Source organism: Flaviflexus sp. (assembly GCF_052087705.1).
Taxonomy (GTDB): domain Bacteria; phylum Actinomycetota; class Actinomycetes; order Actinomycetales; family Actinomycetaceae; genus Flaviflexus; species Flaviflexus ciconiae.
Map to the genome: position 1 here is coordinate 1 of NZ_JBQCYC010000012.1, position 21,130 is coordinate 21,130.

The following is a 21,130-nucleotide window of genomic DNA, read 5'->3' on the forward strand; positions in this document are numbered from 1 at the left end:
GACATGGTTCTGCTCCCTATGTATACGGTCATTGTTCTCGACCGAGTGTAGCCCCGGACCCTCACAACTTCCTGCATGAATTAGCCATGAGCGGAGCGACTGTAACGAGTCAACGCGTCGTTCCCACGGGTTGCTCGGTGGCTGGTGCCACACCAATGGACTCGCGTTTGCTATTCTTATGACAATCGTTCAGCCCGCCCCGTCTTGGGAGCGGGCTGGATCTCTTTTCGCATGAGAACGGTAAGAGACGCCGGGCCACAATTCGCCTGGCCACTTGTGTTTATTGTGCCTAACTCTCACTTACCTCTTTGGAGAGCACGTGGCGGGCGGCAGACCCGAAGATCTGCCGCCCCACGCATTAGTTGAGCTAGTTGCTCAGCAGTTGATTGATTTAGGCACCGGCGATACCGTCAGCGATTGTTGTGAGCAGGATCGAAACCGAGATTGATCCCGGGTCCTTGTGGCCGAGGCTCCGTTCGCCCAGGGACTTGGCCTTGCCGACCTTGGCGATCATGTCCTTGGTAGCTTCGGACCCCTGCTCTGCAGCGTTCGCTGCGGCACGGGATGAGGTAGCGAGACCCTCCGAGATAGAAGCACGGGCCGCTTCGGCTGCAGGAATAAGAGCATCAAGCATGGTCTTCTGACCGGGCTCTGCCTTGCCGCGGGCCATGACTTTCTCAACCGCCGCTTCAAGACCCGCAGCATATCCCTCAGCATCCATCTCTTCACCACCGAGCGCCTTGGCTGGGGCACGGAACATGGTGCCGAAGACGGCTCCGGAGGCTCCGCCGGAGGTGCTCAGAACCGCCATTCCGACTGCCTTGAAGGCATCACCGACAGTTGAAAGTTCGGCATCCTTGAGCGCCTCAAGGCCTGCTCCGAAGCCTCTGGACATGCCGGTGCCGTGGTCACCGTCGCCGGTGGCACGGTCTGCTTCACCAAGCAGTTCCTTTGCGTCGACAATGGCCTGGCAGGCCTGGGTCAGGATTGTGCGGAGTTGTTCTGCGTTTACTGTATCTGCCATGTATCAGCCCTGCGTGTAGGGGACGGACTCACAGGGAGCTTCGAGGAGCTCTTCGATTTCGTCGGTGAGCTTGAGGAGCGTGAGCGAGAAGCCTGCCATGTCCTGCGAGGTGAAGTGCGCACCGATATCGGTACGACCAACGGTGATGCCCTTCTCCTCGAGAAGTTCTGCCACCTTGCGGTAGACAACAAGCAACTCCATCTGAGTCGTCGCACCCAGGTTGTTAATCATCACAGCAACCTTGTCGCCTGACTCAAACGGGAGGTCCTCGGTGATCATGTTGACCATCTTGACTGCGAGGTCATCGGCCGACATCATCGCCGAGCGCTCAACACCCACCTCGCCGTGCATACCAAGACCGATCTCGATCTCGTCATCACCGAGTTCGAAGGTGCGCTTACCGGTGTCGGGGAGAACGCCTGCACGCACGGCAACGCCGATCGTGCGGGTGTTGTACTGAACCCGCTCGGTTACGGCAGCGGCCTCTTCGAGGGAGAGTCCCTTGGCGCAGGCTGCGCCAGCAGCCTTCACAACGTAGAAGGCACCACCGATTCCGCGGCGGCCCTCGTAGTCATCGGTTGCGACATCGTCGCGTACGAGGACGGTCTTCGACTCAATGTCGGAGTCGTCTTCAGCGAGCTCGGCTCCCATGTCAAAGTTCATGACGTCGCCGGCGTAGTTGCCGTAGACAATCAGAACACCTTCGCCAGCATCGGCGGCCTCGATGGCTTCCTGAACGTGCTGGGGTGCAGGGGCTGCGAAGATATCACCAGAAACGGAGGCGTTTGCGAGGCCGGGGCCAACGAAGGCACCGTACATGGGCTCGTGTCCGGAGCCACCGCCAACGACCAGGCCGACCTTGCCCTGTTCGATCTTGGTGCTGCGGATAACCCGAGATCCAGGGTCGCGAGCAAGCAGACCGTTGGAGATCGCGACGAGTCCGTCAAGAGTCTCATCCACGATGTTGTCGGGACTATTCATAATCTTTTTTGCCTTGGGCATGACTACCTCATTGTTGTCAGGTTTCCGAGTAGCCAGGGCACGGCCACCCGACACGTTAACGACGTGCTGTCCTTCACACTACAACGGGTTACACGTCTAGGCGAGCGCCCGCACACTCGCCCACTTCAGGTCTCAATTCCGCGAAATATCACCCTTTACCAAGCATCACGAAACGGCTAGATCAGCCGACCTTTGAGCGATTTAGATGCTCATCTCTTGCATGCCCAATAGCGGCCGCTAGACTTCTCCGACCTCCAAGACATAGAAAGATTTTTCGAACCATTCCGATCGCACAGTCGATAGAGTCATAGCAACGGCTCTATACCTCCACCATTCAATACTTGAGGAATTTAAATGGCTCGAGAAATCTCTCTCTTTAACACCTATCACCAGAAAGAGAATCGGGTTACGAACTACATCGGTCTCATGCTGAAGCTCCTTTACGAAGAAGACGCAATCGCCTTCCGGAAGGCTGTCAACATTCTGCTAAACGACAGTTGGGTTGAAGTTGGCCCCGTGTTCCGCCAACAGACCCACATCGCAAGCTCAGTTCCAGACCTAACAATTGAGCAGAAACGCTTCACGGTCCGGTTTGAAATTAAGCTCTCAGATTGGTTCACCAGGCCTCAGATATCCGCCCACGTTAACGGAATGCCGGACGTTGTCGAAGATGACATTTCAGTTCTCGTTCTGCTATCCCCGGAGGAAATTAAGCCTGAAGAAAGATTTACCGAAGAGGCTGAGCAGGCGGCCAAGCGCGGCATTCAAGTCGTTTCCACGACTTTCCAAAAGCTTCTGGAATCGATATAACGCAACCCAGCATCATCAACCGGTTCCCTCAACTCACTAATATCTGAGTTTGAGGATTTCCTCAACGAAGAGGGCCTCATTCCCAAGTGGCAAAGGATCCTCGACGTCGTCAATAGTGGTCGACTGTTCCACGAAATCGAAAATTACAACGTCTACTGCTGCCCGGATACACCTGGAGCATACTCGCATAAACGAGCAAAATACTTAGGCGCCTACAAAGACAAGATGGTCTCGCTGGTGGCGGAGATCGAAGGCGTTGTTATTGTCAGCCTTGACAAAAACAGAAGCTCAGCACGAGCGTCAAACATTCACTGCCATCGATTACTCCCGCCGCAATTGCACAGCTCGAGCAACGGGCTTTAGAGTTCGTCAGCGCGAATAGCGAGCGACGTGCAGAACTACAACACTACGATCTACAAGTTTTCATTCTCGCACCAGTGGAGTCAACCGAATTCCATAAAGATAGCCCTGGTGGCATGTTCGGATCAAAACGCTACTTCCGCGATATCCCGAAGGAAGTCACCAACGCAAAGGAACTCGCAACTTTCCTCTACGGCAAGGGGTGGTCGGAGTGGGATCTCATAGCACCGTGAGACGCTACCAACCCACAGATGAATAACAGAGAATTCTGGCCTGCTTATTCATAACGGCTCCTGACACCAAACAAAAGTGGGCCTCCCCTGACTGCAAGGGGAGGCCCAACTAGATGGAAGGAGTAATGGTCAGATTACGAAGCTGGTAGTTACGGGAGGGGAACTAGGGAACGAGGATGCCTCGTCCGATAAGCCTGCCCTGGTCAAGATCGTTGATGGCATCGTCGAATGCATCAAGCGGATAGACGGCGGTGGTCAGGGAAATCTTGCCTTCTGCCGTGAGTGTCATGAGTTCAACGAGGTCCTGGTAGGTTCCCACCAGGTTGCCAATAACGTTAATCTCCTGGGAGATGATGTCGATAGTTAGCAGGTCGACGTTACCGCCGTAGCCGATGACGTAGTAGTCTCCCCTGCCCTTAAGCATTCTGGGGCCAACCTTCTCCATTCCTTGTTCACCAACAAAGTCGAAGACAACGTCGGCTCCGCCGCCGGTGATCTCCTTAACCTTATCCAGTGTGGCTTCATCGTCACCCGAGAGAACGGTTTCATGGGCACCGAGGCTCTTGGCAAGCTCGAGGGCCTTCTCGGAACGATCAACAACGGTGATGTGTGCCGAGGTGAGTGCAACGAGGGACTGAATACCAATATGGCCGAGTCCGCCCGAACCAATGACAACGGCATGGCTTCCAGGAAAGAGCCACTTCACGGCCTTCCTTACCGCGTGGTACGCAGTAAGGCCAGCGTCCGCGAGCGCAGCGATGTCCTTGGGCTGGAGAGAAGCATCGAGCTTAACGACGGCTCGAGCATTGGTTTTGAGGAACTCTGCCATTCCACCGTCTGAGTTGAGGCCAGGGAAGCTTGAGTTCGAGCAGTGCGAGTCCTGTCCCGCACGGCAGGCTGGACACAGCCCGCACGTGACGAGGGGGTGCATGATAACGGTGTCGCCAACACTGACGTTGGAGACGGCGCTTCCGACTTCTTCTACCCAGCCAGCGTTTTCGTGGCCGAGGATGTAGGGGAGGTCGGGGTTCTGGATCGGGGCCCACTGGCCTTCGATGACGTGGAGGTCTGTACGACAGAGACCGGCTGCGCCGACTTTGACGATGACATCCCAAGGCCCTGTGACCTTTGGATTGTCGACTTCATCAAGGGACGGCATTTTCTCGTATTCGTGAATTCTTACGGCTTTCATTGCACGCTCCAGTTTTCTGTGTCTGCATTGACACGCGGTACGTGCAAGTGTGGTAGCGGTCACTACTCAAGTCAATAGTTCAACTAATTCGTGCAGGCCACTTTCAACATCGGAGAGCAAACACGAAGGCAAGAGTCACTTCCCTCGTACTCAAGCCAACCAACGGAGGAATGCAGACTCCAACGAGGGCAATTGCTCAGCCGACCAAAATTCCAAAACGGTCAGTGAACTACATGAAATGAACGACGGACCGGGAAGGCCCAGCTTCGAAGGACGCTTCGAAAGGAAGCAATGTCGGAACTACCGAGAGAGCCGAGATTGTCAGCCTTCCCGCACGAGCAGGTAAGGGTTATTGCTTGGCCGTTGCGCTCGGCCAGTAGTACGCATCGGTTGTTGGTCGCGCGCCGAAGATCGCCTGACCAACGCGAACAACGTTCGCGCCTTCTTCGATAGCGATCTCGTAATCGCCCGACATTCCCATGGACAGTTCACCTGGACCAATAAGGGCCGGATCTCGATCCCGCGCCGCGTCCCGCAATCTGCGGAGTAGCTGGAAGCACGTTCGCACCGCTTCCTTGTCGTCGGAGAAGATTGCGAGTGTCATCATCCCCTTGACGTTCAATGTTTCAAAACCCCTGAGCGCCTCCAGCATTCCCGGAACAGCATCGGGCTCGAGTCCGTACTTTGACTCCTCACCCGAGGTGTTGACCTGGACGTATACGTCGAGGCTCCGCCCTTCCATTTCCAACCTACGGTCAAGAGCTTCGGCAACACGGAGGGAATCGAGTGCATGAAACTCGCTAGCGAAAGCCGCAACGTCCTTGGCCTTGTTGGTTTGAAGGTGGCCAATGATTGACCACTTCACATCCTCATCGATCAGGTTGGCGTGCTTACGCTTTGCCTCCTGGACCTTGTTCTCCCCCAGCTGGTGAGCACCAGCAGCAATAGCCAGGCGAATGCGCTCCTCAGGAACCGTTTTAGAAACCGGGAGGAGCCTAACTTCCGAAGCATTGCGACCTGCTCGCTCCGCCGCCCGTTCAATCTTTGCCCGCACCGCGGCAAGATTTTCGCGGAACGCTTCGACCGTGTTTGCTGTCGGAAACTCCATGACACCACTCTCCCGTTGGAATACTGACCCCATCTATTGTGCCACTCCGGGATTTCCACGGTTCTTGGCAGTTCGACTACGGACTTTTTCAATCTTGTCCATCACTGCCCAACCAAAGCAGGAACACGGCCCCTCCACCGTGTGCAAAATCTGCAAGAGACTCTTTCACCCGCCGGCGATCAGATAGAAACATATCGGTTTAGTTATTCCGGGGCCGCAACACCAGGATTTTTCCACCGGGAGAAACTAGCTAATTGGCAGCGTTTACCAAAGCTAAACCATTGCGGTGACGCACTGTATAAACTTTCACCTTGTGCATTCTTGCAGTCAGTGCAATTATGAATCTCGTGCAAAAGTCAGAGCCCGGACTCCGGGAAAGAAAACGCGAGGCGACAACTGCGGCGATTGAACATGGCGCAGTGGATGCTGTTGAGGAACTCGGATACGACGACACCACGGTGGATGAGATCTGTCGCCGCGCCGACATCTCCCCGAGGACGTTCTTTAACTACTTCCCCTCCAAGGACGCCGCTATTGCCGGCCTGCCGCTAACCGTTGCTGGAACGGACGGTGTCGACGAGATTCTCGCCGACACGTCGCAGCCGATCGTTATTCGCCTCGCAAGCATTGTCGAACTCGCACTCACACCAGAACTTCTTCACGATGACCTGACTCGCCGCAGGGGCCAGCTTCTTAAGAAATACCCGCAGTTGCACGAATTCCATCTGGCCGGGATCAGCGCATACATCTCTGAACTATCGGCCCTCCTGACCGATCGGCTTACCAGTCACCCGGAGGAAAGAAGCATCAACAGCGGGCTTGCTGTTGAGAACGAAGCCCACCTGACCGTGGAGCTCGTTGGCACTGCCCTCCGATACACCATTCGTTGCTGGGTCGACCAGCCTCCCACTGATCCTCATGCCTGGTCGGATGACCTGAAGCAGGCTCTCGACTTTATGTCTCTCATTCTTCGACGGAACTCATGAACACCACACCTGAAACAGATAAGCGGGCTGTCCACCTCGTTTTCTTGGGGCTTTTGACGGCAATGTTTGCCTCATCGCTCGATCAGACGATTCTTGGCACGGCCCTGCCCACGATCGTTGGCGAACTCAACGGAGTTAACCACATGCTGTGGGTGACCACCGCCTACATTCTTGCCGCGACTATTACGATGCCGATCTACGGCAAGCTCGGCGACCTCATTGGTCGCAAGTCGCTCTTCATCTTCGCCCTCGGACTTTTCCTTGTCGGCTCGATCATTGGCGGGCTTTCCCCCACCATGAACTGGCTGATTGCTGGCCGCGCCGTTCAAGGCCTTGGTGGCGGCGGGCTCATGATCCTGTCGCAGGCAATCATCGCCGACGTAATCCCGGCCCGCGACCGCGGTCGCTACATGGGAATCATGGGTGGCGTTTTCGCCATCTCTTCCGTTCTCGGACCGATCCTCGGCGGCTGGTTCACCGAAGGTATTGGATGGCGTTGGGCCTTCTGGATCAACATCCCGCTCGCCATCATCTCCATCGCCGCAGCCTGGGCGTTCCTCAAGATCCCCAAGAGGGAGATGCCGGAAGGTACTAGGCTTGACGTTGCTGGCATGGTCACCATGGCCATCGCCGTCACCTCGATTGTTCTCGTCACCTCGTGGGGTGGCACCGAGTACGACTGGAGCTCCCCGACGATCCTCGGTCTTATCGCTCTCGCAATCGTTGCCTCACTAGCTTTCATCGAGGTCGAGCGCCGCGCGGTAGAGCCGATCATCCCGCTCCACCTGTTCAAGAACAAGAACTTCAACCTGGCAACCGCCGCCGGTCTGTTCATTGCCGTCGCTATGTTCGGTGCAGTCGCCTACCTACCCACCTACCTTCAGATGGTTAACGGCCTATCGGCAACGAATGCTGGTCTTCTTATGCTGCCGATGATGGCGGGGGTTCTCCTTACCTCGATCGCCACCGGTTTCCTCGCGTCGAAGACCGGTCGCTATAAGTGGATGCCGATCGCTTCGACTCTCGTTGTTGCCGGAGCCATGGTTCTCCTGTCCACCATGCAGCCCGACACCTCAACTCTCGTGTTCAGTATCTACCTGTTCATCTTTGGTTTCGGCCTGGGACTTGGCGCGCAGATCCTTGTCCTGATCGTCCAGAACACGTTCCCGAACGCCATCGTTGGTACAGCAACAGCCGCAAACAACTTCTTCCGTGAGATCGGTGCTTCTCTCGGTGCCGCAATCGTCGGCGCCCTGTTCACCTCAAGGCTCACCGCCCTCCTCACGGAGCGTATGCCGGTGGAGGCCATGCAGGGTGGCTTCAGCCAGAACTCGCTTACCCCGGCGGCAGTCGCGGAGCTTCCCGCTCCGATCAAGGATGTCATTGTCTCGTCCTACAACGACTCCCTGGCACCCGTGTTCCTGTACCTCCTCCCCCTCATGCTGTTCGCCACGATCATCCTGTTCTTCATCAAGGAAGAGCCGCTGGCTACCAGCATCGACGGTCAGGTCGCCCATGCCCTCGCAGACAACGCAGACCAGGAAGCCGACCTGCTCTCCCGGGAAGCGGGAAGCGCAACCCCGATCGGATTCTCCGGCACCTCAGCAATGGACAGTGGAACGCCCACCGAGCTCGGCCAGGCCGACACCCCCACCAGCAACTGATTGGAAACAATCAACGCCTGATAGGGCACTTTCAATCACTGATTGAACACGATCAACGAGACAGAACTGAGTAACGGGTGCCACCACGACAGGGCACTCCAAACGAAACAGTGCGGGGCGTTAATCCCGAATGTTCAGTCTGGGACATTGCCCCGCGAAGAATGAGTAACCGGTGGGTTCACGTCGAAAGACCTGGACCCACCGGTTATCTCTATCCACCCTTCAGCGATAACCAGCACCTGCTACAGAACGCACCCACGACAGCACGCACCTTCTATGGGCACACCCGCCAAGCTCTAGCGATCCTCAACTCTTAGATTCTGCCCGAGGTGCGGAGCCTCAGGAGGGTCGGAGTTTCAGGAGGGGCACAAGCTCAGGAGGATCATCTAGGCCCTATCTGCTTCCTTCGCCTCGGTTGCGAAGAAGGAGATTTTCCCGTCCTGCTCGAGTACGGCAAGTCGAATATCGCTCATCTTCTCAAACCCTGATTGCCGGCCAGCACTGAGCAGTTCGGCAGCCGATACTCGCTGGTGTCTCATCGCCCGAGTATGTGCCACACCGTCGGAAACGAGAACGACGGGTGGCCCTTCTAGGGCCTTGCTGGTCTTTGGCCAGTGGGATACAACGAAGGTGAATCCCACTGCGAGAAGAGCAAAAGTACCGACGGCAACAAGGCCGCCCGTGAGTGTGCGGTCCTCACCAGTGATTGCCTGCTGGATCAAATCCCCCATGCAAATAAACAGCAGTAGGTCAAAGGATGACAGTTCGCCAAGGGTCGCTCTGCCGGTTGCTTTTGTGAGGAGCCAGAGAACAAAGAAGGCAATAACTGCTTTAATGATGATTTCCATTAAGTAGTGCCCCTTAGAGTGGTGTAGCCGCATGGTGGTCGTGTGCGTTATTGCTGACACGAGCGCGGTCACCGTGGGATCCTTCGAGAAAGCTCACTAATTCTCACTCGAAAGGACATCGCCACGGACTGGCAGACCCGCCAGGACTGGCAGGATCTCTGGCGCACCTCCGCTAACTAACCCAAATGCCGGGCCCTTTGCCTACGATGAGTAATGGACCCGGCACCACCGGGAATGCCGAGACCGGCCCAGCTGGGCCGGTCAACGAACAACGCGGGGCACCGGACCCGGATAACGGCGTGGTTTGAACCGGACGGCAAGAACCACGTAGAAGACTGTAAGCACCGCTTTCAAACAGCCCCGCTGTCCCAAGAACTATCTACTCAACCTACGAAAGAATGCACCGATGAGCTTATCTGGCCTGATCCTCGACTTTGGAGGCGTGATTGTTCAATCCGCCAAGGGAGAAGGATGGGAGGAGAAAGTCACCGATCTCATCGGGGGCATTCTGCACGGTACAGACACCGATACTGTTTCACCGACTGACGCGGACGTGAATGCGACCAGGTCACCGCTCGTTACTCGCGAAACAATTGTTGCCGATGTCGTTGCTGGCGAAACGGCAGTGAAGCTTCTGCGCAACGCGATGTCCCGCCCTCGCTTCCCCAAAGAAGTCAGCCACGAATCATACGTTCTCGACTTCATTGCAGCCGACTGGCCTGATGAAGCGCGGGAACTCCTTCAGCCGCACGCCTCAGAGATTTGCTACTCCGTTGGTATCAATCAGGAGATCCGCACCCTCCGCACCGGCATCCTTGAACTCCTTGCCTGGTGCAAGAAAACCGGCATTCCCGTTTCGATCGCATCGAACGCCCTCTCCGGGCAGGTGCACCGCGATTTCCTCGCCGAGCACGGCCTATCCGATTACTTTTTTGCCGAAATCTACTCCGATGAGGCGGGAGTAAGGAAACCCAATCCACAGCTGATCTTGCAGGCGGCAGAAGCCATTGGCATTCCCGTGGATCAGTGCTGGTACGTTGGCGATCGAATCGACAGGGATGTTCTGTGTGGCGTTCGCGCCGGGGTTGGCGCCACGGTTCTCACTCCAGTGCCCGGCGCCTCCACGAGGCCCTTCACCGTTCTGGCTGAACCCACCTATACCTTTGACAATCCCGCTGGTCTCCTCAACCACCTCCAAGGACTCTCCTCATGACAACAGCCATTAACTCCGTTGAACTCCGGTCCATTGCCGAAGGCGCCGCACGCTCGGTTGGCGACTACCTTCGCAAAGCCTTCCGCGGCGTCATGATCGTTGATCAAAAGCGGGACCAGCACGACCTCGTTACCGAACACGACCGCGCCTGCGAAGAGATGATTTCCACCTATATCCGCGAGCACAATCCCGGCGCCATTCTCTTCGGAGAAGAAGCCGGTCGCATTGACGCTGAAGGTCCGGCCACCTGGTACATCGACCCGATCGATGGCACCTCAAACTTCGTTCAGGGCCTCGCCTTCTTCTGCTGCTCCATCGGAGTCGAGGTTGACGGTGAGATCGTTGCCGGCGCTGTTTATGACCCGATGGCTAACAACATGTTCTCGGCGGATGAAAACGGCGCCTATCTCAATGGTGAGACACTCAAAACCAATCCAGCCCTCCCAGCAGGTGCCGCCACTGTTATCACCGGCTACCCCACAGCCAAAGATCTAGAAATTGATGGCGACGAGTTCGCACTCGGGGTATTCAATTCCTTGGTCACTGATTTCTCCTCGGTTCGCCGAACTGGCTCGGGAGCACTCAGCCTTTGCCACGTAGCGACAGGATGGACCGACTCTGCCTTTGGATCTTCGGTGAACCCGTGGGACGTTTCGGCCGCAATGCTCGTCATCCGCCAGGCCGGCGGAACGTACCAGGACATTCGCTATTCAGAAGAAAACGGACGCGACCACCTCGCTCCTGGCTACATTGCCTACGGCCCCGGGGGCACCTACCCCACGCTAACCAAGGCACGTGAGGATCTGATCAAGAACAGGCAGCGATAGTTACACTTGCTCGAGGCGGCTCTCATAGGCGCCAACCATACGTTTGAGAGCCACCCAGTGGTGTCTTTCAGAACCTAGCAATCGTGCCTTTAGGAGCCACAGGGTGGCCCCTCTCGGAGCCAGTAAAATCCCGAGCGGAGTAGTGCCCCTTAGAGTGGTGTAGCCCCCGGGGTGGTCGTGAGCGTCGTTGCTGACGTGGACGCGGTCACCGTGGGATCCTTCGAGAAAGCTCTCTACTTCCCACTCGAAAGGACATCACCACGATGACCGCTCCTCATATTATCGACCCTGCAGGCCTGCTCCGCGAAGCCCTCGCTGAAGCATCCCCGGATCTGATGCGAGACCTGCTCCAGACCATGATCAACGCCCTGCTCTCCGCCGACGCTGATGCCGTGGTCGGCGCCGAATGGGGCAAGCCCAACCCCGACCGGATCACCCAGCGCAATGGCTACCGCCACCGCCCCTTAGACACCCGGGTCGGCACCGTCGACGTCGCTATCCCGAAGCTCAGGTCGGGCACGTATTTCCCTGCTTGGCTGATCGAGCGCAGGAAACGGGCCGAGACCGCACTGATCACGGTCGTGGCTGACTGCTACCTCGCCGGAGTGTCCACGCGGCGGATGGATAAGCTCGTGAAAACGCTCGGCATTCACTCCCTGTCGAAGTCTCAGGTCTCGCGCATGGCCACCGAGCTCGACGAGCACGTGGACCAGTTCCGCCACCGGCCCCTCGATGAGGCCGGCCCGTTCACCTTCGTCGCTGCTGACGCACTGACCATGAAAGTGCGCGAGGGTGGGCGCGTGATCAACGCGGTCGTGCTCGTGGCGACCGGTGTCAATGCCGACGGACGCCGAGAAGTCCTCGGCCTGCGGGTTGCAACCAGTGAGACCGGGGCCGCGTGGAACTCCTTCTTCGCCGACCTCGTCGCATGATGCGCCCTGAGTCTCCACTAAACCCAGGGCGCATCAAGGCCAGGCACCGGTGCGCCTTTGCACAACAAGGACCACACCACACGTTTCCAGAGAACACGGTGATGGTCTGGTTGTGAGCAGCGCGACGGTTTCGTGCGGTTCGGGCTTCCAACAAGGGCTGGACTTTGTCGAAGGTGGTTCGGTCGATGATGACTGGATTGGTGCCCTCGGCGAAGTACATCGGTGCTTGCCCGGTGTACTTGATGCCGTGGTGTCCGGGGTACGGGTTGAATGACTTTCAAAGAAGCGTATTGCCGGTGTAGCGTTCCTGGCGCAGAATCAACTTCAACGTTGCATTGGTAAAACGACCGCCCCAGTAGGCTTCATAGCCGAGGGCTTCGCATTCGCGGATGATGTCAGCGTAAGTGGCGTCTTCGAGGAAGCGGTGGTAGATGTACCGCACAACTTCGGCTCCCTATACCTCAACCGGTGGATTAGCAGAGGGTGCCGACTCCTGTGGCTCGGAATTTTTCTTACGGAAGAACGATATGGGACTCACCCCTTTTACCGTACGTAGTGAAGGGCTCCGAGTCTGCTAGGCAGGGCCGCTTTCAGCAAGCTGGTCGATCATCCACTCCACCATCTGATCCTGCAGGTCATCACGCTCGAGCTCCTGCAGAAGCTCATGGTAGGCACCCGGGATTGTCACGAGCCGGGCTGGTGCTCCCGCCAGTCTGGCAGAGGCCACAAACTCCCTCGAACCATCAACGTTTGCCAGCCCGTCATCCTCCCCGTGCATGACAAGGAGAGGCAACTTGCTATCCCACAGGCGAGCATGATCCAAAACCCTGCAGCCCTGGACCGCCATGGAAGCCCCTGTCAGCAGGGGTACCCTGCCGTGGTAGTTCAACGGATCACGCTCGTATTTGCGTACAGCGAGCGGATCGCGGCTGACCAGCCCAGCATCGAGCTTCACCATCGGCACACCCGGCAGAAGCCTGGCTAGGCGATAGCCCATGCGGGAGACCACGTGTGCCGTCTCGGGGAATTGGCGGAAGGCCGGTCCCGAGAGCACAACAGCATCCACCCCACTTGGATCAATCAGTGCGGAGGCCGCGGTGACCAGGCCTCCCATGGAGTGACCGAAGAGCATGAGATTCTCTGTACGCTTTCGCTCCCCCACCATCATCCTCGCTACCCGGTGATCGGCGATCAGGTCTGCTACATCAACCCTGGCCCGCTTCCCTTCGGACTTACCGTGCCCTTGCTGGTCGTACGAGAACACATCGAATCCAGCCGCAGCGAAACGCTCGATGACGCGCGGGTAGCGACCGGAGTGTTCGGCGTAGCCATGCAGGAGCAGGATCGTGCTGCGGGGCTGGCCGTTAGCGATGATGTGGCGTAGTTCCATACCACTCACTTTCGCACGAAACCGCCACTGGTTCACCCCGATTGTTATGCACCAGCTGAACGATTGGTGAATAACAGGATCCCGACAAATTTGTATATGGCACAACTGGACCCCTACCAGGAGATATAGCATCCGAGGCGAAGAGGATCAGACGTTGTCTAAATGAGAAGGCGTTTTCCCTGCACTAAACACAGGACGTACTTGCTCTCTTGAAGTTGCGCCTACTCCCCCGTCACTATGCCCATCCAAGATCGTGGAGGCGATCATCATCGATCCCGAAGTGATGAGCAATTTCGTGAATAACTGTGACGGCTATTTCCTCGATCAATTCTTCTCTGCTCTCGCACAGCCTCGACAGGGGGCCACGGAAAATGAAGATCGTATCGGGCAGGGCTCCAGACCAGCCATCGTCTCGATCGGTCAGTGCCGTCCCCTCGTAGAGTCCCAGTAGGCCCGGCTGACCATCAACCAGCTCGGTGCCGACCATCTGCTCCTCGGTCGGTTCCTCCTCAATGAGGAACACGACGTTGTCGACAGCATTCATTAGCTCAGGCGGTACCAGGCCGAGAGCGTCACCGACGGCTTCCTCAAACTCTTCTTCAGAAATCTCTACCACGTGGCTATCTTGTCATGCCTGTGGTGTGACTAGTCTTCAGGTGGAATAACCCAGCCGTCACGGACCCGAAACCAGACTCGTTCTCCAATCTGGCGTGGAGCCTTCTGCGTGGAGTCGTGGGCGACAAGCGTCCCGAAATCCGTCTCAATGTCGTAAACCATATGGGTTCGGGCGAATCCTGCTTCGATAACTTGTCCAAGCATGAATCCCTCCCTCTGGGGAGCATCGGAAAGGTCCACAGATTCGGGAGGAACAAACACCGTGACGGGGCCATTTACCACGCTGTCTTGGCACGGCAATGACAATGTCACCTTGCCAAGTCTCACATGCGCTAGATCGCCTGTCCTATTGATCACTCTCGCAGCAAACCCGTTGACCACTCCCATGAGCTCCGCAACGAAAGCACTGTTTGGATGCTGGTACACCCACCGCGGTGTGCCTTCTTGAACAATCTGACCGTTGTTCATGATCGCGATCCGATCACCCAGCGCACAGGCCTCGCTAATGTCATGGGTGACGTAGATTGCGCTCATCCCCATCCTGCGCACTTGAGTGGTGATGTCCTTGTGAATTGCGTGTTTTAGGGCCACCTCCACATGAGCGACAGGCTCATCAAGTAAAAGTACGCGCGGCCTACGGACAATAGTGCGAGCAAACGAAACTCGCTGACCCTGCCCTCCGGAGAGGACATCCGGTCGTAAATCAGCAAGCTGCGCGATATTCATCATGGTCATGCCAATCTCGACCAGATCATCACGGCGGCTGTCACTCATCATCGCGTCATCTAATCCGAAAGCGATATTTTCTCGGACTGTTAAGTCGGGAAACAGTGCCGGCGTTTGAAACACTGAGCCGGTTTTGCGATGCTGTGGTTGTTCGTCACTGATATCGCGTCCGTTGATCAAGATCCTCCCACCTGCATGAGCATGTAGGCCAGCAATGGTTCGTAACAGAGTTGTTTTTCCTGATCCCGAAGGGCCCACCAGACTCAGTATTTCGCCTTCATCAACGCGAAGGTTGACGCCCCGAATTACTGGCTTGTCAAAGGAGACCCTCAGGTTTTGCACCACCAGTCCCGTTTCGGTATTGCCGTGCTCACGGTGATTCTGCCATTCCAGTTCGGTCACGCGTTCTTACGTCCCTTTCCTCGAAATTCATGAGTTGCAGCGTAGGCAAAAGCTAGCACCGGGATAATCGCTGATACGACCCCAAGAGCAAAAACATGCTCATCCCACCCTGCCGATGCCATTGTCAGAAGATTCGTGGACGGGGCGGCATAGCCGGGAGGTTGCACAAACAGGATCGGTGAAAGCCTCGTCAAAATAATCCCTGACAGGATCGCCATCATGACAACCAGACGGGGCGCCACAGCGGGAAGTACTGTAAATACGGCACGAAATCGGTCGGCCCCCTTATCGAGTGCAGCATCGTAAAGATCTGTGGTGCTCCGCAAGATCCCACTCATTGTCAGGTGTGCTATTGGGGCTGCGATGGAAAGATAGGCAATTCCGACCGCAATGTATCCTCCCGCGAATGCTCCACCACCAACGAGTGACGGAAGCACAGGAGTTTGCCCGATGATGACGGCATTGCGAAGCAGGGAAGAGAGAACCATGCCCATGACAGTTTGAGAAACAAGAAAGCTCAGGATCAGGACAAAGGAAACGACGAACGCCGAGCTTGATCCCCGCTTCGAGAGTCGCGCTGTCCACAGCCCAACCAAAGAAGCACCGACAACTATGGCGATGACCGTCACCAGTGTTGTCAGTACCGTACTGACGTTGAGAACTTCCCCAATATTTACACCAAGTGCCCCTGCTATAATCACCACCAGGACAAGTCCAATCAGAGCCAGCAGAGCAAAACTCATGAATTGGTATAACCTCTGCCTCCCAAAGTAAGTACTGACATCAGCTTGACCGAATGCGAGCAGGCCACCGGCAGACCATGAGGACATGATCGTCCTGGTGAGGTAAATTGCCAGAAAAACGGCAGGCAATAGAAGTGCGAGAGTCGCACCGATAGCGGCACCAGGCTGCATCCCTGCATTCAGTCCCCGATAAATATGAGATGCGAGATAGCTCTGAGTTCCACCATAAACCAGGGTTACCGAAGGATCCGATGCCGCAAAGAGCGATGCAACCATTCCACTAACAACAAAAGACCATCTTCTGCGGTTTCCAAAGAGGCGCCTAGCAGTGCTACGAGGCTCGAGTCCCAATGTCGCACTCGCAAAAATAAGATTGTCATGAACCAGTACGAGTGTTCCCACCTGTAGCAGGAATGCAATCGGCAGGTTGGCTAGCGCCTGCGACAGCACAATAACTGCCGAGCCGTACGGGTCAAGGTTAAAAGGTTCTTGGACCAGTGCGGTCGCTAGTGTCAGTGGAGCGAAGGCAATGGGAGTACAGGCACCAAATCCGATTAGGAACCTAGCTGCCCGGGGCGCAGTGCGATAGTAGAACGCTAACGGTACTGCCGCCAAGGCAGCCAAGTAGCCTGAGGCGAGTCCCATAACCCACGTTCTTCGCACCACCGGCAAAAGATGGGTCCCCTGCTCTCCAATAGCAACCCAATATGCAGAGAACGAAGCGAAAGCGAGGACCGCGATGAGACCAGTCCGAACACTGACTCGGTTTCTCTTGACCTGGACCGACGGCGGGCTAGTACGCACCGTTGCGAACCTCGTTCAACCAGAGATTAATCAGGCCGGCTCGGCTTGCTCCAATTTCCTGAATATTCCAGCCATAAATTGCGGTCTCCAGTTTCTCCAACTGCCCGATTAAGTTCGGTTCGAGCGACTCACTTACCGGTAGCTGATTCTCAACCTGGGCGCCAATTTGCTGCCCTTCATCCGAGACTACGTAGTTAAGAAATTGGATTGCGGCGTCCTGTCTCCTACTTTCCTCCAAGACTGCAATTGCCCCAACTTCGAAACCCGTACCGTCGGAAGGATAGATTGCAGAAATGTCCGCTCCAAGGAGCTTCTCAGTTTCACAGTAAGGGGCGAAGGAAACGCCAATATCGGCTCGACCCGATGCTACGAGATGGGCGGGGACCGTTCCCGAATCCGTATATGAGAGCACCGCTTCATCGAGGCTTTTCATGTAGTCCACCATCGCACTCTCACCTCCCAGCCGTTGTACCTGGACAGAGAGGATCGTGGCCGCAGTTCCAGAACTCACCGGGTTGGGAAGTACAATTCGGTAAGAAGAGTCGCTGTTGAGTTCCGCCCAGGTGGTTGGTGGCTCAATCGAGTTGGTAACGCAAAAAGCAAGAATACCTCCGTAGATTCCGTACCATCGCCCTTCTGGGTCCTGCAATCTGTCCGGTACCGATTGAGCATCAAGTTCAATACGTGCAAGATGCTCCTCACGGGCAGCAATGGCATACGCATCTGCCGGTCCACCCATCCAAACATCGAACTCTCCAGATTCCTTGGGAACGCGCACTCGAGTCAAGGCTTGAGATGTGGGCATACGAACGACGGTGACCTGTTGCCCACTCTGCTCTTCATAAGCTGCACTGACGGCCTCACAAGCTGAGACATTGTTCGAGCACAGAACCACAAGTTCGGAAGCACCAATCCGGGGCACAACGATCAATCCGAGTGCGACGGTGGAGAGGATAACGAGTGTGGCAATTTCAGGCAGCTTTGCCCGCCACCAGCGAGACCGTACGAGCATAATTGTCAGTGTATCCGCCAGCATCTGGTGCTGGCGGATACACGTCATGATTGAGCGTCTACTTGGTGTCTTCCTCCATGTCGCGGAGTTTCTCTTCCCGCTCGATCATCATCTTCCGCTCATCTCGTCCCAGCACCCACATAAAGACGAGAGCCAGAAGAACAATTCCTACCAGGCAGGCGAAAGTTACGTCCCAGCCAAAGTGCTTGACCAGCAGGCCAACACCTGTGGAGGCGAGCGAAGCTCCGAGCAGGTATCCAAACATTCCGGTGAAACCAGCTGCTGTTCCAGCAATTTTTGTCGGAGACATGTCAATTGCCATCAGGCCAATGAGCATGACTGGGCCGTAAATCAGGCCACCAATGATTGCAATCAGAACGTAGAAGATCCACAGCGGAGCTGAGGCAGGAATCTGCCAGTAGAAAACTAGCGCGATTCCAACTCCCAGGATGAAGACTAGTCCCGCACCGGAACGCCATCCCTTGAACACCTTGTCAGACATCCAACCGCACAGCAGGGTGCCGACAATTCCAGCAAGCTCGTAGATAGCGAAGCCGATGATGCCATCCGTAATGTTTGCGGCGTGGATTTGATTCGTCAAGTAGATCGGAATCCAGTTCAAGACACCGTAACGGAGGGTGTAAACAAACACGTTGGTCAATGCCAGCAGTACGATCACTCGGTTGGTGAGGACATGCTTAAACAGCTTATCCTTCCACGGCATTTCCAGCTCTTCGGCGGTCTCGTCAACCTTCGCCGGGTCTTCTCGCCATTCTTCAATCGGGGGAAGACCGACGGCCTCCGGCCTGTCACGAACAAGAATAAAGGCAATGACTGCGACAACGAGAGCGACAATTGCAGGAACCCAGAACGCCGGAGTCCAGTCAGCTTCATTGCTCGCAAATTGAGACAGGGCCCAAGCTGACAGAATACCGACGCCGGCACCGCCAACGTTGTGGGCACAATTCCAAATCGAGGTCATCCAGCCACGTTCATTGGTCGAGAACCAGTGCACGAGCACACGCCCTGAAGGCGGCCAACCCATTCCTTGGAACCAACCGTTGATGAACATCATGGTGGCAAAGATGCCGACCGACGCCGTCAGAATCGGAACGAAGGCAAGGAGCAGGTTAACGATCGCGGACAATGCGAGTCCGAGCGGGAGGAAGTAGCGAGCGTTCGCACGGTCGGACAGCATCGCCATGAAGAACTTGGAGAGACCGTAGGAGAAGAGAACAGCATTCGCAACAATGCCCAATCCCAGTGCGTCAAGCACGTCGTGTTCTTCAAGTACTGCAGAAACAATCGATACGTTGTTTCGAATCAGATAGTAGCCTGCGTAGCCTAGGAAAATTCCTAGGAATGCTTGCGCTCGGAGGCGCTTGTAGAGAGGCGCTTGCTCTTCTTCCGGGAGACGCGGTGCGACGCGCGGGGCCGCTAGCACACCCAAGTTTCCTCTAGATTTTTCAGCCATGAAATATCCCTTACTCAGTGGGGCGCCATCACTCCAATGTCAACGGCACCGTTCACTGAATATCCTGGCTATACCCGGGTAACACCACCACAGCCCCAGGTAACACTCGGTAACAACGCTGTCACCAAGAACGAGGTCAGCCAAAGAAATAGCTATTCCTCAACGTTCAGGGAATAGCCCAGACCCCTGTGAGATTCGATTTCGAGGCCCTCAACCTCCAGATTGGCCAGCTGCCGCCTCAACCTATAGATGGTCGTCTTGACCATTTCACGCCCACCAACGATCTCGGTCGTTGCCCACGCCCTATTGAGGATTTCCCTTTGGCTCACGATGTCACCTCCGGACAAAGCCAGTAACAAACGGACTTCCGTGTCCGACAGATCCAGGTGGCGGCCCTTCCAAGAAGCCACCAATCTCGTGCGGTCAATTAGAAGTGAACCGTACTCCACAAAGTCGTGATCAGATCGCGAATTGGACCGACGCACAATGGCGTGTGCTCTCAACGCAAGTTCTCGCGGACTGAATGGTTTTGTCACGTAGTCATCCGCCCCCGCCTCCAGGCCAGCAATCCTGTCCTTCTCCGCGCCAAGGGCGGTCAGCAGGATGATGGGGATGCTGGACGACAACGTGCGGATCCGATGCGTAAGGTCGATACCTGAGCCGGAAGGCATCATAACATCCAGGACAACAATATCGATCGAATAGGTATTGAGAATTCGCCAGGCATCGGCCACATTGTGGGCGGTATGAAAATCAAAACCCTGCACTTCCAGTGCAAAGGAGACAATTGATGTCATCTGCTTTTCGTCATCGACGATGAGGGCAACCGGCTTAGTCACAGGCGCCCACCACCTGCCGGCAACGCGACGAGAACAGCGGTTCCATACCCTTTCTCAGAGTCGATCATTATTTTCCCTCCATGTGCTTCAACAATCTGTTTCGTTACCATCATGCCAATGCCACTACCTGACCTTCGGGAAGAACCCGTAGCAAACGGCGTAAACAGCTTCTTGAGATCCTCCTCCCCCATACCCGAGCCCGAATCGTTCACCGACAGGAGTACTCCACCGCTCTCAGATGGGGAGATACGGACCGATACTGGCACTCCCTCACCCGCGTGCCTTGCCGCATTATTCACGAGATTCCAAACGAGCTGTCGGATGAGTTTCGGATCCGAAGCGATTGGCATTGGGCCACCACGGGCATCCACATGTATCGGTACGCTGGTCACCTTCCGCAAGTTCCGCGCAGTCTCGTATACGACATCCCGCACATTTACGGTTTCCCAATTCTGGATTTCAGGGTTCTCCGCCAAGTGCACCTGCGAAATGAAATTCTCCGAGATGTCGATGACCTGCGATAAATTTTCGGTAATTGTCTCGACAAATTCGAGCTGTCGATCGTTTAGCGGTCCGGGAGTTTGCTCTGCAAGAAGTTCCGCAGCACCACGAACGAGTGCCAACGGAGTTCTAATTTCATGAGCGATGATGGCTGGTCTTCGTTCTCTCTCCTCAGCCTCATCCCGGAGTTCCTCAACCTCGTATTCCAGTTTCTTGATCTTGCGAATCAACACCACGCAGGTACCCAAACTGGTTACGAGGAGCAACAGAAGCGCAATGGGGAGAAGTGGCATTTTCGAATCCTCTCACATGGCGCACAAACTCGCCGCAATGTGAACTACCTCGAGTCTAAAACCGCAGTCGGGACTGCTGAACGAGTAGGTGACATCTGTGCTGGCTAGCCTGTGGGCTGGTCTGGAAGGACG

General features: G+C 56.0%; 19 protein-coding genes and 1 pseudogene. 6 read left to right on the forward strand and 14 right to left on the reverse strand.

All coding sequences use genetic code 11. The annotated features are described in order from the left end of the window. Window positions 1-391: 391 nt before the first annotated feature. Window positions 392-1,024, reverse strand: a complete 633-nt coding sequence (gene dhaL / locus ACTHUY_RS07560) for a dihydroxyacetone kinase subunit DhaL (RefSeq protein WP_441655425.1) — start codon at window positions 1,022-1,024, stop codon at window positions 392-394. 3 nt (window positions 1,025-1,027) lie between these two features. Next, window positions 1,028-2,026 (reverse strand): dihydroxyacetone kinase subunit DhaK, encoded by a 999-nt coding sequence (locus tag ACTHUY_RS07565; RefSeq protein WP_441655424.1) that lies wholly within the window; start codon window positions 2,024-2,026, stop codon window positions 1,028-1,030. A 426-nt stretch (window positions 2,027-2,452) separates the two neighbouring features. On the opposite strand from ACTHUY_RS07565, the gene ACTHUY_RS07570 reads away from it, so the two are divergent. Further along, window positions 2,453-2,836, forward strand: coding sequence for a hypothetical protein (locus tag ACTHUY_RS07570; protein ID WP_441678328.1), 384 nt, complete (start codon window positions 2,453-2,455; stop codon window positions 2,834-2,836). 756 nt (window positions 2,837-3,592) lie between these two features. Here the strand turns inward: ACTHUY_RS07570 and ACTHUY_RS07575 are convergent. Next, window positions 3,593-4,621, reverse strand: a complete 1,029-nt coding sequence (locus ACTHUY_RS07575; protein WP_441655422.1) for an NAD(P)-dependent alcohol dehydrogenase — start codon at window positions 4,619-4,621, stop codon at window positions 3,593-3,595. A gap of 349 nt (window positions 4,622-4,970) precedes the next feature. Beyond that, a complete protein-coding gene (locus ACTHUY_RS07580; RefSeq protein ID WP_441678330.1) occupies window positions 4,971-5,729 on the reverse strand; it encodes a YggS family pyridoxal phosphate-dependent enzyme in 759 nt (252 codons plus the stop codon). A gap of 338 nt (window positions 5,730-6,067) precedes the next feature. On the opposite strand from ACTHUY_RS07580, the gene ACTHUY_RS07585 reads away from it, so the two are divergent. Then, window positions 6,068-6,715 (forward strand): TetR/AcrR family transcriptional regulator, encoded by a 648-nt coding sequence (locus ACTHUY_RS07585; RefSeq protein ID WP_441678332.1) that lies wholly within the window; start codon window positions 6,068-6,070, stop codon window positions 6,713-6,715. Beyond that, on the forward strand, window positions 6,712-8,379 hold the full coding sequence (locus ACTHUY_RS07590) for an MDR family MFS transporter (protein WP_441678334.1): 1,668 nt from the start codon (window positions 6,712-6,714) through the stop codon (window positions 8,377-8,379). Before ACTHUY_RS07585 ends, ACTHUY_RS07590 begins: the two co-directional genes overlap by 4 nt. A 386-nt stretch (window positions 8,380-8,765) precedes the next feature. Here ACTHUY_RS07590 and ACTHUY_RS07595 read toward each other — a convergent pair whose 3' ends face one another. Further along, the gene (locus ACTHUY_RS07595; protein WP_441655419.1) at window positions 8,766-9,227 is read right to left on the reverse strand and encodes a DUF421 domain-containing protein; all 462 of its coding nucleotides are present in this window, start codon (window positions 9,225-9,227) and stop codon (window positions 8,766-8,768) included. A 406-nt stretch (window positions 9,228-9,633) separates the two neighbouring features. On the opposite strand from ACTHUY_RS07595, the gene ACTHUY_RS07600 reads away from it, so the two are divergent. The 3 genes and pseudogenes from ACTHUY_RS07600 to ACTHUY_RS07610 form a co-directional block, all read left to right on the forward strand. Beyond that, the gene (locus tag ACTHUY_RS07600) at window positions 9,634-10,440 is read left to right on the forward strand and encodes an HAD family hydrolase (RefSeq protein ID WP_441655418.1); all 807 of its coding nucleotides are present in this window, start codon (window positions 9,634-9,636) and stop codon (window positions 10,438-10,440) included. After that, window positions 10,437-11,267, forward strand: a complete 831-nt coding sequence (locus tag ACTHUY_RS07605) for an inositol monophosphatase family protein (protein WP_441655417.1) — start codon at window positions 10,437-10,439, stop codon at window positions 11,265-11,267. The genes ACTHUY_RS07600 and ACTHUY_RS07605 overlap by 4 nt, the downstream gene beginning before the upstream one ends. Before the next feature lie 263 nt (window positions 11,268-11,530). Continuing rightward, window positions 11,531-12,196, forward strand: a pseudogene (locus ACTHUY_RS07610) (IS256 family transposase); the annotation flags it as partial. A gap of 280 nt (window positions 12,197-12,476) precedes the next feature. Here the strand turns inward: ACTHUY_RS07610 and ACTHUY_RS07615 are convergent. From ACTHUY_RS07615 to ACTHUY_RS07655, 9 genes are all read right to left on the reverse strand, one after another. Continuing rightward, entirely contained in the window at window positions 12,477-12,641 is a 165-nt protein-coding gene (locus ACTHUY_RS07615) for a recombinase family protein (RefSeq protein ID WP_441655416.1), read from the reverse strand. A gap of 132 nt (window positions 12,642-12,773) precedes the next feature. Continuing rightward, window positions 12,774-13,589, reverse strand: a complete 816-nt coding sequence (locus ACTHUY_RS07620) for an alpha/beta hydrolase (RefSeq protein ID WP_441655433.1) — start codon at window positions 13,587-13,589, stop codon at window positions 12,774-12,776. 235 nt (window positions 13,590-13,824) lie between these two features. Beyond that, window positions 13,825-14,196: a metallopeptidase family protein gene (locus tag ACTHUY_RS07625; protein WP_441388645.1), complete on the reverse strand. Its 372-nt coding sequence runs from the start codon at window positions 14,194-14,196 to the stop codon at window positions 13,825-13,827. A gap of 38 nt (window positions 14,197-14,234) precedes the next feature. Beyond that, window positions 14,235-15,332, reverse strand: a complete 1,098-nt coding sequence (locus tag ACTHUY_RS07630) for an ABC transporter ATP-binding protein (protein WP_441678336.1) — start codon at window positions 15,330-15,332, stop codon at window positions 14,235-14,237. After that, a complete protein-coding gene (locus ACTHUY_RS07635; RefSeq protein WP_441678338.1) occupies window positions 15,329-16,477 on the reverse strand; it encodes a hypothetical protein in 1,149 nt (382 codons plus the stop codon). Before ACTHUY_RS07635 ends, ACTHUY_RS07630 begins: the two co-directional genes overlap by 4 nt. 391 nt (window positions 16,478-16,868) lie before the next feature. Further along, complete coding sequence (locus ACTHUY_RS07640; RefSeq protein WP_441675867.1) at window positions 16,869-17,939, reverse strand: extracellular solute-binding protein; 1,071 nt, start codon at window positions 17,937-17,939, stop codon at window positions 16,869-16,871. Window positions 17,940-17,949: 10 nt separating this feature from the next. Beyond that, window positions 17,950-19,365, reverse strand: a complete 1,416-nt coding sequence (locus ACTHUY_RS07645; protein WP_441388642.1) for an MFS transporter — start codon at window positions 19,363-19,365, stop codon at window positions 17,950-17,952. 152 nt (window positions 19,366-19,517) lie between these two features. Continuing rightward, window positions 19,518-20,204, reverse strand: coding sequence for a response regulator transcription factor (locus ACTHUY_RS07650; RefSeq protein ID WP_441675868.1), 687 nt, complete (start codon window positions 20,202-20,204; stop codon window positions 19,518-19,520). Continuing rightward, window positions 20,201-20,998 carry a sensor histidine kinase gene (locus ACTHUY_RS07655; RefSeq protein WP_441655414.1) on the reverse strand — a complete coding sequence of 266 codons (798 nt, stop codon included), beginning with the start codon at window positions 20,996-20,998 and terminating at the stop codon, window positions 20,201-20,203. The genes ACTHUY_RS07650 and ACTHUY_RS07655 overlap by 4 nt, the downstream gene beginning before the upstream one ends. Between the last annotated feature and the right edge of the window lie 132 nt (window positions 20,999-21,130).